The organism is Streptomyces sp. GLSS-08, assembly GCF_056387915.1.
Genome location: NZ_JBWJAQ010000032.1, coordinates 1 through 12,928 on the forward strand (window position 1 = coordinate 1; position 12,928 = coordinate 12,928).

At 70.0% G+C, this 12,928-nt stretch carries 13 protein-coding genes; 4 read left to right on the forward strand and 9 right to left on the reverse strand.

The genetic code is table 11. The features are described from left to right. Positions 1–33: 33 nt before the first annotated feature. Positions 34–303 (forward strand): hypothetical protein, encoded by a 270-nt coding sequence (locus tag AC0ZLC_RS32545; protein WP_476755528.1) that lies wholly within the window; start codon positions 34–36, stop codon positions 301–303. Between the two features lie 957 nt (positions 304–1,260). Here the strand turns inward: AC0ZLC_RS32545 and AC0ZLC_RS32550 are convergent. The 6 genes from AC0ZLC_RS32550 to AC0ZLC_RS32575 all read right to left on the reverse strand — a co-directional run bounded on the left by AC0ZLC_RS32550 (position 1,261) and on the right by AC0ZLC_RS32575 (position 6,760). Then, positions 1,261–1,947 carry a hemerythrin domain-containing protein gene (locus tag AC0ZLC_RS32550; RefSeq protein ID WP_476755529.1) on the reverse strand — a complete coding sequence of 229 codons (687 nt, stop codon included), beginning with the start codon at positions 1,945–1,947 and terminating at the stop codon, positions 1,261–1,263. Between the two features lie 252 nt (positions 1,948–2,199). Then, the gene (locus AC0ZLC_RS32555; protein ID WP_476755530.1) at positions 2,200–2,991 is read right to left on the reverse strand and encodes a phosphodiesterase; all 792 of its coding nucleotides are present in this window, start codon (positions 2,989–2,991) and stop codon (positions 2,200–2,202) included. A 234-nt stretch (positions 2,992–3,225) separates the two neighbouring features. Beyond that, entirely contained in the window at positions 3,226–3,804 is a 579-nt protein-coding gene (locus tag AC0ZLC_RS32560; protein WP_476755531.1) for a DUF1360 domain-containing protein, read from the reverse strand. Between the two features lie 636 nt (positions 3,805–4,440). Next, positions 4,441–4,854: a (R)-mandelonitrile lyase gene (locus AC0ZLC_RS32565; protein ID WP_476755573.1), complete on the reverse strand. Its 414-nt coding sequence runs from the start codon at positions 4,852–4,854 to the stop codon at positions 4,441–4,443. 212 nt (positions 4,855–5,066) lie between these two features. Continuing rightward, complete coding sequence (locus tag AC0ZLC_RS32570; protein ID WP_476755532.1) at positions 5,067–6,326, reverse strand: MFS transporter; 1,260 nt, start codon at positions 6,324–6,326, stop codon at positions 5,067–5,069. 86 nt (positions 6,327–6,412) lie between these two features. Further along, complete coding sequence (locus AC0ZLC_RS32575; protein WP_476755533.1) at positions 6,413–6,760, reverse strand: cyclophilin-like fold protein; 348 nt, start codon at positions 6,758–6,760, stop codon at positions 6,413–6,415. A 209-nt stretch (positions 6,761–6,969) separates the two neighbouring features. On the opposite strand from AC0ZLC_RS32575, the gene AC0ZLC_RS32580 reads away from it, so the two are divergent. Beyond that, positions 6,970–7,167, forward strand: coding sequence for a hypothetical protein (locus tag AC0ZLC_RS32580; RefSeq protein ID WP_476755534.1), 198 nt, complete (start codon positions 6,970–6,972; stop codon positions 7,165–7,167). A gap of 64 nt (positions 7,168–7,231) precedes the next feature. Here the strand turns inward: AC0ZLC_RS32580 and AC0ZLC_RS32585 are convergent, their stop codons facing one another. Then, positions 7,232–8,248 (reverse strand): zinc-dependent alcohol dehydrogenase family protein, encoded by a 1,017-nt coding sequence (locus AC0ZLC_RS32585; protein WP_476755535.1) that lies wholly within the window; start codon positions 8,246–8,248, stop codon positions 7,232–7,234. A gap of 170 nt (positions 8,249–8,418) precedes the next feature. On the opposite strand from AC0ZLC_RS32585, the gene AC0ZLC_RS32590 reads away from it, so the two are divergent. Then, positions 8,419–9,300: a helix-turn-helix domain-containing protein gene (locus AC0ZLC_RS32590; protein WP_476755536.1), complete on the forward strand. Its 882-nt coding sequence runs from the start codon at positions 8,419–8,421 to the stop codon at positions 9,298–9,300. Between the two features lie 269 nt (positions 9,301–9,569). Here the strand turns inward: AC0ZLC_RS32590 and AC0ZLC_RS32595 are convergent, their stop codons facing one another. Next, positions 9,570–10,094, reverse strand: coding sequence for a hypothetical protein (locus AC0ZLC_RS32595; RefSeq protein ID WP_476755537.1), 525 nt, complete (start codon positions 10,092–10,094; stop codon positions 9,570–9,572). Positions 10,095–10,743: 649 nt separating this feature from the next. On the opposite strand from AC0ZLC_RS32595, the gene AC0ZLC_RS32600 reads away from it, so the two are divergent. Then, complete coding sequence (locus AC0ZLC_RS32600; protein WP_476755538.1) at positions 10,744–12,144, forward strand: helix-turn-helix domain-containing protein; 1,401 nt, start codon at positions 10,744–10,746, stop codon at positions 12,142–12,144. A gap of 245 nt (positions 12,145–12,389) precedes the next feature. Here AC0ZLC_RS32600 and AC0ZLC_RS32605 read toward each other — a convergent pair whose 3' ends face one another. After that, the gene (locus AC0ZLC_RS32605; protein ID WP_476755539.1) at positions 12,390–12,605 is read right to left on the reverse strand and encodes a DUF6243 family protein; all 216 of its coding nucleotides are present in this window, start codon (positions 12,603–12,605) and stop codon (positions 12,390–12,392) included. Between the last annotated feature and the right edge of the window lie 323 nt (positions 12,606–12,928).

Here is a 12,928-nt window from a genome sequence, read left to right on the forward strand (position 1 = left end):
CGCGTTGTCAGGGGGGGGGGGGAGGGTGGGGGTGTGGAGGAGGATGAGTTCTTGCGGGGGCGGGTGTATGGCGTTGATCATGATGATGCCGTTTGGGGGCGGCGGCCTGGGCGGGACTATGTGGAGTTGACGGGCGGTCCGCTGGACGGGTTGCTGCTGGATGTGACCGGGTGGCCGGGCGGGTGCCGGGGTGAGGTGGCGCTGCCCACGGAGATCGGCCGTTACGGTCCTGGTGGTTGTGCCCTGTACGGGCCGAGGCCTGGTGAAGAGGGGCGTTTCGACTGGCTCGGCGACAGTCCCTGAGCTGTTTCTGTCGGTTTCCGGTTCCCGTCGGTGAAGGCTGAGTCGGCGGGCGGGCCCGGTTGACCGTCTACGGCAAAGAGTTGGGGCGGGGGTGGGCGAACGGGTCGGGTGGCACGTTCTGTTGCTGCATGATGGCGGTCAGCAACAGACGTCCCAGGGGAGATCATGTCCATCCGTGCCACTGCCGCGGTCGTCATCGCGGTGTTCGCCTCCTTCACGCTTGCTCTTGTCGGCTGCAGCAGCGGCGGTAAGGGCGGTGGTGACGGGGAGACGGGCTCCGGTAGAGCCGCTACGGCTACGGCTACTGCTACTGCTGCACCCTCACCCGCGCCCCGGAAGTCCGTGGATGCGGGTGAGGGTGAGGATGAGGGACATGGCAAAGCCCCTGTGCCGGGCGAGCCTGATGCAGCTAGCCGGGCCAGGCTGATTCGGGCGTTGAGCGCGATCAGTCCTGCTCTGGTTGCAGACGAGGACAGGGCGGTGGCCAACGCGCGCAGCCAGTGTGCCGCCCTTGCTGGCGGGGGCGGTGCTGAGAGCGCGGCGAGGTCCCGCTTTTCCTCCCGTGTTCACAAGGTGACGCATGCCGAGGCCAGGAGGATCAACGCTGCGGTGTCATCGGTGCTCTGCCACTGATACCCCTGCCCGGCCCAGTACCCAGCCCGCTCATGTCCGCCCGTCCGTCCTCGGTCGCGGCTCGCGTTGCCGTGCGTCGCGCGGACCGCGTCCGGGGCGAAGGTGGTGGCGGGGAGTGCCGTGGTCGGGGTACTATTGATCTTGAGCGCACGCCGTACCGCGGTTGTCGTCTCTGCGTTGGTGGTCCAAGGAAAGACGCCCCACTTCCCGTGGGGAAATGCAGGTGCAAGGCCTGCCCGGCGCTCCATGAAGTCCCATCCCGGCTGTCCCGGGGTGGGACTTTTTTCATGCGACTGGGTTTCCCTTTCCCGTACGTTCCGCCTGTTACCGGATGGGGTGGTGGGCGCGACGTGCGAGGAGGAGGGCGGCGGCGAGGGTGACCGCGACGGCGGTGACCAGGCTCGCGCGGCGGGCGGAAGGGGAGGTGAACGGAGCGAGGTCGCGGAACCGGTCGAAGGCGCTGAGGGGCAGGCCGCTCAACGCGTTACCGGGAGGGCGCCGCGACACTGCGGGGTGGGGGTGGGTGGGTGCGCTGGCCCGTACGGTTTCCCAGGCGGCGCCGATCTGCCGCAGGCGGCGGTCGCTGAACGCTTCTCGCAGGTGAGGCAGGACTTCGTCCTCCTCGTCGCGGATGTCCTGGCGAATCAGAGTGAAGGCCTGCTGAATCCAGGCGGTGCGGCTGCGATCATCGGTGTCGGTTGTTTTCTCGATGCGTGCGATCAGTTCGTTGATCTCCTGGTGTTCCTGTTCGACGCGCGTGGTGAGGAGTTCGCCGTCGCTGTGGATGCGGCGCAGGAGGGGCCACAGCACGGTCTCCTCGGCGAAGGCGTGGCTGAAGACGAGCTGGACGATGTCCTTCCACAGGGCGGCCCGTTGGCCGGGCGTGGTGTGGGGATTGAGATAGCGGTTCATCATCGCGTCGAGCTGCGCGTGGTCACGGCGCTGACGCAGCAGGATGCTGCCTTCTCCTCCGAGCTGGGAGGCGTCCTGTGTGCTGATCGAGAGTGTCATGAGGATCCTCCCGGACGTGTTTCTGGGGGTGGTGCGCTGGGCGTCACGGGTCAGGGGCCGGGCTTTTCGGCCGAGGGGAGCTGTTCTCCTGAGTGGGTGGACGTCCTCCGTGCCGGTGTGCGGGTCGTCCACTTCTGGTGCCGGTTCCTGTGCCGCCGACCGTGGCGGCTCCTGTCCCGATCTGTCCGTTGTGTCGGGTTCCCCGCGTCGAGGTGTCCGACCGGGCGTGCGGAGCCCAATGTTTCCGGTCCTTCATCCGGGGGTGCCGCGTCCTGCCCGTGATCCGGCGTAGGCGGCCGTACGCAGGCCGGCGAGGCGGCCCATGGGGTGGAGCAGGGGCAGGTGGTGGGCGTAGGGGTCAAAGCCGGGGCTCTGCACCGGTACCTCTGCCCGTGCGGCGGGTGCGGGTGCGGGTGCCGGTTCTGGGGTGGGGGCGTTGAGTGTCAGTGTGGCGAAGGTGCGCCAGGATTCGTTGCGGTCGGCGGCCCGTAGCGTGAAGCGGATCGTCCTGTGGTGGAGTGCGTCGGTGAGCGCGGTGATGGAGGTGCCCACCGGTGGGGTGGGGGACTGCGGGAACGCGGCGATGATCCGGGGCCGGTTGCCGAAGCGGTAGGACAGCAGTGTGGAGTAGGGGCCGCCGACGGCGTTCATACGCATCCGGGGGAGGTGGCGCCCCAGGCGGCCGGCTCCGCTGGTGGTGAGGAGCAGATCCAGGGGCCGTCCGGGTCCCGCGGCGGCTTCCACGCGGACGGCCAGGCCCATCGCGTCGGGCCATGAGCGGGGGAAGCCCGCTGCACGTGACCAGCGCACCAGTGCTGTGTGGCGGCCCGGGGCGGCCAGCCAGGGCACGCCCCAGTGGGCGCCGTCGGCGGCGACGTCCACCGTGGCCGTGCAGAGCAGGCCGACGGGGTGCAGGGCCGGTGCCGAACGGTGCGCGGCGACCAGCCGGGCGGCGGCGAACGCCCAGGTCTGCGTGCGGGACTTCTCGCCCGGTCCCGTGCCCGTTCCGGGTGCCGGAAGATCCGTGACGGGCGATGTCTTCATGCTCGTCCTTGCGTCGGGCGGGGTCCCGTGCGGGGCTCGTACCCTGCCCCGGCACTGGACGGCGTCTGCCTGTTCATCCTTCGCTCCTTGTTCCCCTGCCATGGCCGGGGCGGCCGTCCCGGCGGGCGGCGTGGACGCCCCGGCGGCTCAGCAAAGGTCGAACCGCCCGCACCGGGCACCCCCAGGTCGCCGTTCAGTGGGGACGGGCGCCACAGCCCCAAACCGGGTTGTCGGTCAGTTGTCCACCTGTTGCTGCGTGAAGCTCCAGGCGTATTGGAGCCAGTCGGAGATGACCACCGCGCTGAGGCCTGCGGCGACCAGGCGGGTGGCGTGTGGTGCGGCGATGTATCCGCACATCAGGCTGGTCGCGGCCCAGGTCGAGGCGCAGAACGGGCAGGCGAGGAGTTCGCCGGTGGCTTGTCCCAGGGTTCCTTGCCGACGGGGTTCGTCCGCGACTTCGCTGCCGCCGGTTGCTTCCTGGCGGCGGGTGAAGGGTGCCCGCAGGAAGCTGGTGATCTTTCCTTTGGTCACGAGCCGGGAGATCTTGTAAGTGGCTGTGCCGAGTACCAGCAGGTCCCAGGGCGGGACGCCGGGGGGCAGGGGGCGTCCGGTCCTGCGCAGTGCGAGTACGGCGAGTCCTGTGGCCGTGGCGTAGAGGCCTGCCAGGGTGGCGTAGCCGCCTAGCGGGACACTGCCGTCGGGCGCGTAGGCGCTGCTGTCCGTTGCGCCTTGAACGCTGTTTGCCGGCTGGGTGTGGGTGCAGGAGGGTGGGGTGTCGCTGTTTTCGTTCTCGTTGGTTGTGCCGAACACCATGGGATCCTCCTGACGTGCCCGGCCAGGGGCCGGGTCTTCGTTCACTGACGCGTTCATGTGCCCGCAGGTGGGCCGGTGTCTGCCGTCCGGTGCTTGCCGTCCGGTGTCTGCCGGCTGTGCGGGCGGTGACTGCCGGGCGCCGAGTACCCCCATGAGCGAGCTGAAGCCTGGAAGCCAGGAACTGATCCGATTCGCAGCGGCAACGGGCAGCGCCGGACATCCGTGCTCTTTGCCGACGCCGCCGTCTGGACCGACAAGCCGTCCTTGCTTGCGGGGCGCGCCCGCGTCGGTCTTCCAGCGTGCGTGCCAGCCTGCCGCCGCCCGGTTTTCGAACGTTCGTCCCGGCCTGCTGGTCGTCCCGCTTTCGGATGTCGGTTCGGCCTTCACCGTTCCGGCCCGCGGCCCGTGGCCCGCAGCCCGCCGACCCGCGTCGGTGCTCGGGTGTCCGTTCCGGGTCACCCGCGCCGACCATCGAACATTTCCCTTCAACCGCGTGACGCCCGCGGCCCGGCTCGCTCTGCCCGCGTTTACCCCACTTGGGACTGGCGTCGCCAGCCGAGCACAGACCTCACGCAGCCCGCCTCACTCGACGTCTTGGCACTGTTGTGCGAGACGCCGCGGTGCCTCTGGTTCGGGCTACTGATTGCGGGTGCGGGGGCCGTTGTACTGCTGGTCGGTGACCGGCTCGGCCCAGGTGGTCTCGGGGGTGCCGTCGCCTGAGCCCTCCCACATGGCGATGTGCTCCATGAACCGGTCGGGGGCGGCGCCGTGCCAGTGTTCCTCGTTCGGCGGGCAGGCGACGGTCTCACCGGGGTGGGCCTCGAAGACCGTGCCATCGCGCGTACCGATCAGGGCGATGCCGGAGACGACGTGCAGGGTCTGGCCCAGGGCGTGGGAGTGCCAGTTGGTGCGGGCACTCGGGGAGAAACGGACCAGGTTGGCACGCATCCGGGACGGCTCCTGGCCGGCCACGATGACGTCCCACCACACGTCGCCGGTGAACCAGTCGGCCGGGGCCTTGCTGCTGGGCTGCTGCTTGACGAACTCCATGGTGTCTTTCACCTTACTTTCGTACGTCGGCTGTCTACTCGTCGGCGGGGCGAGTCCCGTCGGCGTTCCCCGTTGAGGGTGGCCATGTCGCCCGTCAGAGACAGTCATTCAGGGAGCCTGGTGCTTCCTGCACAGAAACCTCCCGGTCAGGCTGACGCCGATGACGCGGTCCCAGTCGTCCTCGCGAGGTCGAGCGCGGATCGGGGCTCGAGTCAGCCCTGCGACGGCGCCTGCGCAGGTTCGTCGCGTCGCACGTCAGGGCGAGCGCTGCTCCGGGCCACGATCCGGCCCTTCACGGAAGGGCCATGGACGGCGGCGAGGGCCGTCAGGGGCAGTAGCGTCAGGGCGGCGATCACGGTGCCGACCAGGGGCGGTCCGGTCAGGCCGAGGGAGGAGTCCAGGGCCGTACCGGCGATGGCCGAGCCGGCGGCGATGCCGGTGTTGAAGGCGGAGGTGGTCAGCGCCGAGGTCAGGGTGGGAGCATCGCCCGCGAAGTGCATGGCGAGTGCGGTGACCACCGGGTTGACGGTGAAGCCGGTGAGGCCCATGAGGAAGACGAGGAGGGTGGCTGTCACCGGGTTGCCGGACAGTGGGACCAGAAGGAGCAGGACCAGGGCGGTGGCCGCGGCGGCCGTGATGGTGGTGACCATCGGACGCCCGTCGCCCAGCCGGCCGCCGGTGGTGGTGCCGCCCAGGGCGCCGACACCGAACGCGATCAGGACGAGCGGGACGGCCCCCGCGGGGATGCCTGCACGGTCGGTCAGCAGCGGCGTGATGTACGTGTACGTCGCCAGCACGCCACCCATGATCAGCATCGCGGCGCCGAGCGCCAGCCACAGCCGGCCCTGACGCAGAGCACGGACCTCGGCCCGGATCGACACTGCGACGCGGTGCTCCTGGGTGGGGATGAAGCGGCCGATGAACACGGCGGCGAGCCCGGAGAGCACAGCCAGGGCCCAGAAGGGGCCGCGCCAGCCGGTGAACTGGCCGGCGAAGGAGCCGATCGGCACGCCGACGACGTTGGCCAGGGTCAGGCCGCCGATCATGACGCCCGTGGCGCGGGTGGCGTTGCGCGGACCCGCGGCGGTGGTGGCCACGACGAAACCGACGGACCAGAACGCCCCGGTGGCCAGGGCCGTGACAACGCGGGCAACGAGGACGACCGTGAAGGACGCGCTGAGGGCGGCGACCAGATGTCCGAGGCAGAACACGGACAGGGCCAGGATCAGCGTCCGGCGTTGCGGCAGGCGCAGGGTCGCCATGGCCATGGTCGGCGCGCCGATGATCATGCCGATGGCGAAGGCGGTGATCAGCAGACCGGCGTGGGAGACGCTGACTCCGAGGTCACCGGCCAGCTCCGGCAGCAGGCCGGCGACGACGAACTCGGTGGTCCCCATCAGGAACGTGCCGGCGGCGAGCACCCAGACGACGAAGGGAAGCTTGCCCGGGGTGGTCCCGGATGCGGAAGGCATACGTGTGGTCTCTCCTTGCGTGGACATAGGCGGGATCGGGGCCCCAGCTGGCGGTGCCACCCGTGCGGGTTGGGCGGTGGGGCGGGTCAGGGCGCGGCTTCGATGGTGATCTCGTCGGCGGTTGCGAGCTGTTCGGTGCCACCGTCGGCCATGTGCCCGAGAGGGACCAGGCCGGCCGCGTAGGGAGCGTCGCGGTAGTAGGTGGCCAGCTGGTTCCAGGGTGCGTAGTAGGCCAGGTCACCGGCCCTGGGGTCGGCGCCTTCGGGGGCGCCGGAGGTGGACAGCTTCCGCGGCAGGTCCGCAATCTTCTCGGCCTGGTGGAAGTCGCGCAGGGACAGGGTGAGGGGGAGCTGCGCGGCGAATTCGCGGGCGGTGACGCTGTCGTTCAGGGTGGCGGCGACGCGGTGGCCGTTGAGCGTGAGCCTGATGTTCATGGCGGTTCTCCTGCCGGGTGAGGTGGTGGCGGCCGGGGCTGTCGAAGCCTGCGGCGACGCGGGCTCGGAAGGAGAGGATGAAGGGGAGTCGTCGGTGCAGGCGGTGGCGACCAGCAGCAGGGCGCCGGCCGGGACCGCGCGGGCGAGAGCGCGAAGGGATAGCGGGTGCACGGGGTGGTCCTGTGGCTGGTCGTGCAGGGGCTCAGGTAGTGACGCAAATCGTCCCGCTGCTGGTGGATGTCGTACAGACGCTGCGCCAGCACCGCGGGGCAGCTGCGGTCGGCGTCGGACCGGATGGCGCCCGGGATGATCAGGTGCCCGCCTCCGAAGCGGCGGGCGGTGGCGAGCCCGAGGCCGGGGCCCGTGCCCGCAGGGCCGAAGTGGTCATGGGCGGTTCTTTTGTGTGAGCGGGGATGGTTCCCGGTCCGGAACCGCATTGCCTGGCTGCGGCCCTGGCGTGAACGCGCGAGGTCAGGGCGTGAGGAGCGCCTTGATCGCGCGGCGCTCGTCCATCGCCTTGTAGCCCTCGGCGACCTGGTCCAGGGGCAGGGTGAGGTCGAAGACCTTGCCGGGGTTGATGCGGCCGCTCAGGACGCGGTCGATCAGGTCAGGCAGGTACCGGCGTACGGGAGCGGGGCCGCCGCGCAGGCCGACGTGGGAGAAGAACAGTTCCTCGCCGTCGATCGCGACCTCGTGCGGGACGCCGACGAAGCCGACGTTGCCGCCGGGCCGGGCCGAGTGCAGGGCCTGTCGCATCGACTCGGCGGTACCCACGCACTCCAGCACCGAATCCGCGCCGATGCCGCCGGTGAGCTCCTTGACCCGGGCGACGCCCTCCTCACCGCGCTCGCCGACGATGTCGGTGGCCCCGAACTCCAGGGCCAACTGCTGCCGGGAGGCGTGACGGCTCATCGCGATGATCCGCTCGGCGCCGAGTTCCTTCGCGGCGATGACACCGCACAGGCCGACAGCGCCGTCACCGACCACGACGGCGGTCGAGCCCGGCCCCACCTCGGCGGCCAGAGCGGCGTACCAGCCGGTGCCCATCACGTCGGAGACGGCGAGCAGGCCGGGCACCATTGCGCCGTCCGGGTGCCCGTCGGTGGCGACGAGGGTGCCGTGGGCGTTGGGGATGCGGACGTAATCCGCCTGGCAGGTGCTCATGAACTCGCGGCGCAGGCAGTTGGACTGCCAGCCGTTCTCGCAGTTGACGCAGGTGTTGTCCGAGGTGGCGAAGGAGCCGACCACGAACTGGCCCGGCCTGACGTTGGTGACCTCCCTGCCGACCTCCTCGACGATGCCGACGTACTCGTGTCCCATCGGGTGCGGGTCGCCGATGGGTTCCGCGCCCCGGTAGGGCCACAGGTCCGAGCCGCACACGCAGGTGGCGACCGTACGGATGACCGCATCGGTCGGCTGGAGGATCTTCGGGTCGGCGAGGCTCTCGAAGCGCACGTCGCCGGGGGCGTAGATGACTGCTCCGCGCATGGGGGTGCTTCCTTCGGTGCGGGGTCGGTGTACCGCAGCCGGGGGGCGTGCTCGGCTGCTCGACATCGAGCCTCACACGCGAGAGTGAGTGCGAAAAGCGGAGAAGTCCATCCCGGGAGGGGACATCCTGGGAGTGGATTCTCCCCCCTTCCCCGGGCGCGAGCGATGTCATGCTGGGAAGCATGACCAGCAACGTTCCTCTCAATGAGCTGGGAGAATTCCTCAAGAAACGCCGCTCGGCGCTGAGCCCGCGCACGGTCGGCCTGCCCGAGACCGACCGGCCCCGCCGGGTGGCCGGGCTGCGCCGCGAGGAGGTCGCCCAGCTCGCCAGCATCAGCACCGACTACTACACCCGGCTCGAACAGGGCCGCATGCAGGCGTCCGCCCCCGTTCTCGACACGCTCGCCCGGGTGCTCCACCTGGACGACGACGAGCGTGGATACCTCTTCCAGCTGGCGGGGAAGACCACGCCCCGCACCCGGCGGCGTGGCCGGCAGAAGGTCCAGCCGCAACTGCAACGGGTCCTCGACGACCTGACCGCCACCCCGGCCGTCGTGCAGGGCCGGCGCGGGGACATCCTGGCCTGGAACGCACTGGCCGCAGCCCTGGTCACCGACTTCTCCCGTATCCCGGAGAGGCACCGCAACTATCCCCGGATCCAGTTCACCGATCCGGTGATGCGCACCCTGTACGCCGACTGGGAGACTTCCGCGCAGATCTCCGTGGCCCAGCTGCGCATGGAGGCCGCGAAGTATCCCGAGGACCCCCGCCTGATCGAGCTGGTCGGTGAACTGTCCATGCGGGACGAACAGTTCGCCCGCTGGTGGGGCGATCACCGGGTCGCGGCCCGCACCGTGGGCACGAAGACCCTCAATCATCCCGTCGTCGGCGAACTGGTCCTGGACTGGGACACCCTCACCGCCAGCACCGATCCCGACCAGAACCTGACCGTCTGGACCGCCGAGCCCGGCTCCGCCACCCACGAACGGCTGCGCATCCTCGCCTCCTGGGCCGCCGAACAGCACCTGCCCGCGTCGCCACCACTCACCTGACTCGTTCGGCCGCCTTGACGAACTCCGGCTCAGGGTGCCACTTTCGGCCGGTGGCGCACGATGGCTCTTCCGTGGCATGTGGGCAGGCGAGGTGCGGTTGGCCGGTACGAGCGCGTGACACTGTTGTACGACTGTTGGCAGGAGGCACCGGGTCGGCGCCCCCTGCTGTCAAGAGCAGGGGGCGCCGACCCGCCCGACGGAGGCACCCGTCAAGGTCCCGCGCGGTGCCTCGCCTCGAACCGGATCGTCCGGACGGACTGGTTGCGCCGTTAGCGGGCGCTCGTGGTTTCGATGTCGACTATGTGGTTGTACCGCTCCAGCAGCACGAAGAGCTTGGTCTTCTGCGCGGTCTCCCCGCTGCCGAACGTGAGGGTGACGATGACCTCGTGGCCGTTGCCCACAGTGCCGTTGTCGGTCACCGTCCACTGCGCCGGGACGTTCTGGGCACGCAGGACCCCATCCGCTCCGTTCTCCCCCTCCCAGGCCGTCAGCCGCTCGGCGAACTCGGGCGTCAGGTAGTGCTTGCGGAGCGCCGTGGCGAGCGTGCGGTCCGGGTCCGCGTAGTCGCCCTTCGCGTCGATGTACGCGCCGTAGAAGTCGGCGACCCGGGTGACCGCCTGGCCGGGGGTGCCGCTGATCGGCCGCAGCGCGGCGGCGGACGCCTTCACGGGGGCGTGCACGGCCGCCTGTGCCGGCATCTGCGTCGCTGCACCGAGTCCGACAGCCAGGACGAGGCCGGCGATGACGGCCGCGCGGCGGCCCGGACGGCGGTGTGCGGGGGAATTGCTGTTCATGTGGGTCTTCCTTTTCGGGTCCGTATGTGGATGCTTTAAATCGGTTTTATGTTTTTCGTGTCGTCGGCACTGCCGTCTTGCCGCCCCTCGTCCGTATTCCGATGCGAGGACAGGAGGGCCCGGCTGGTGGCCGGGCACAGAGGTGTCCTGGTGCGCAGGTGCAGGTCGGGTGCCGTTACCGCGCTGCTGCCGCGCCGCATCGTTTCGACTCGGCCGGGGCGACACCCAGAGCATTGAGGATGTCGTGGACCCAGGACAACAGCCGACGGCATACCTGCAGGGGTGGAACGGTCCCATCCACGTTGACCTGCGGAAACAGGAGCACCTGGGATGCCCTCCCGGGAGTGCGGAGCCGAATCATGGGGGCAGCCGACTGCCGGATGCGGCCGACCGGGCAACGGGTCGCGGCCCATCGGCCGCGGGTTGCTGTCCTGATTGCGCTCTGGATCGGGCACACGCATGCCCAGTTCTTCGAGGCGCACTTGGTGCAGCACTCTCCGGACCACCGGACCGTGCTGCACCTATGCAGCGATGAGTCGCCGAGCGTGGCGTGACGGCTGCCGTCCCGTCGAGGACAGTGGAACCATTCCGGCCCATCTGACGTGCAGGTATGTGAGTGCCCGGTTAGCGGGCGGAAGACGGGAGAGCGGTGTCGAAGCGGGACGAGGTCGAGGAGTTCGCGGCACGGCTGCGGCAGCTGAAGGGCCGTACGGACCGCAGTTACGGCTCCCTGGCGCGGCGCATCAACATGAACACCTCCACGCTCCACCGCTACTGCAGGGGCGATGCGGTACCCCAGGACTTCGCACCTGTGGAGCGCCTCGCGGCCTTCTGCGAGGCGACACCGCAGGAGCGGCTGGAGCTGCACCGGCTGTGGTTGTCGCTGATGGAAGCTCGGCAGCAGACGCGTGCGGCCGGTCCGGCGGAGGAGACGATTCCCTCACCGGCACCCTCACCGGAACCGGAACCGGAACCGGAACCGGCACCCTCACCGGAACCGGCACCCTCACCGGAACCGGAACCGGAACCGGCACCGGCTGCGGCTCCGCCACCGGACGCGAAGCGGGAACCCGTCAAGCAGAGCGGTTCCGCGGTGCAGCCCGGCAACGATCCCGACTCCGACGGGCCCGCCTTCGGCTCTGCTCCCCGCCCCTGGTACCGCCGTCGGCGAGTCCTCGTCTCCACCGCCATCTCGTGCGCGCTGCTGGTCACTTGGGCCGGCACGTCTGCTCTGTCGGACGACCACTCCTCCGAGGCCTCCCTCCCGCGGACAACCGCCCCCGGCGCACCCCACCGCTCGGCGGATCGACGGGCAACTCCATCCCCGTCCCGCAGCTCGGCGTCGCCCGGCCCCCGGTACAAAGCCCCCGCGCCGACCCCAAGTGGGAGCAGTCCCACGGCGACTGCGAAACCTGCCACCGGCCCGCCTCTCGCCTGGAGTGCCGACTCCCAGATCTGGGACCTGGGCTGCATGCACGACTACGTCATCGACAAACCGTCCGCACAGGTGCCGCCGCCGCCGGCACAACAGGACGCCGGGGCGTGGGCGGCGACGCAGGACGCGGTGCACGGGAAGCAGACGATGGTGCAGATCTCGGTACAGGGGCGGTCGTCCACCGCTGTGGTCCTGGAGGCGCTCCGTGTCCGTATCATCAGCCGCGGCAAACCGGCGCCCGGGCGCGCGTACGCCACGGATCAGGGCTGTGGCAGCGACCTCACGCTCCGCCGCTTCACCGCGAACCTCGACGCCGACCGTCCCATCATCCGCTCGAAGGACGGCGCCGACCAAGGACGCACCATCCCGGCCGCGCACTTCCCCTACCGGATCTCCGCCACGGACCCGGAAGTGCTGCTGGTCGACGCGACGACACAGGCCAACGACGCCCGCTGGTACCTCGAACTCGACTGGTCCTGCCAGGGCCGCACCGGCACGATCCGTATCGATGACCACGGCCGCCCGTTCCGCACCACCGCCATCGAGGGGATGCCCCACTACTGGTACGGGACGAACGAGGCAGGCAGTCGTGCCTGGGTGCCCTACGACGGCTAGGCAGTTTGGTCGGGATCTGCCGGTCGATGGTCTCGGTGTGTCATTGGCTGGCAGACCGAGACAGTCCGGCTTGTGACGCAGTTCACGCTGGCCGGGTGGTCAGTTGGGGCGCGGGTGGTCGGCCGAGAGCTGAGTGCGACCGGCACTCGGTCGAGCGGCAGAGCTCCGATACGGCAGCAGGGCCCGGACCGCGCGTCGCGGTCCGGGCCCTGCCCCGTGCGGTGCCGCCCTGCGGCGGCGGTACGTCAGCTCTGTGCGGTGTCGTCGTCCGCCTGCCCGGCGTCCTCAGCTGCACCAGTCTTCTCGCGCATCTTGCGCACCAGCTCCGCCTTCTGGTCGGCTGCACCCTGGCGGTCGAGGTTGCGGTGCGGACCGTGGTTCTGCCGTTCGGCGCGGGACTGCTTCTTGCGCTGGCCACCGCCCATGCCCACGGGGTTGTTGATGTTCTTGCTCACGGTCACGGGTTCTCCCGGTAGTGATGTGAAGTGATCTACGGATTCATCGGTGGGGGACGGGCGGCGACATCGAAGGACGTCAGCAGGGGCCCATCACGCTCTCACTCGTAAATCGGCGCCTGGAAGAACATGACAAGGACCATACCCGGTTCCGTCGGCCCCGCGCACCAACCCTTTCACCGCCCCGGCGTCGGCCGGGTCCGACCCCCGCGCAGGCGTGCGTTCTCGCGGTCGCGCCGTGCCAAGGAGTGACGGACGTTCTGGGCGATCGGCGCGACCGCCGTCGGCTGCTACCTCGCTGGCCGCCTCCGCTGCGCCCCACTGGAGGG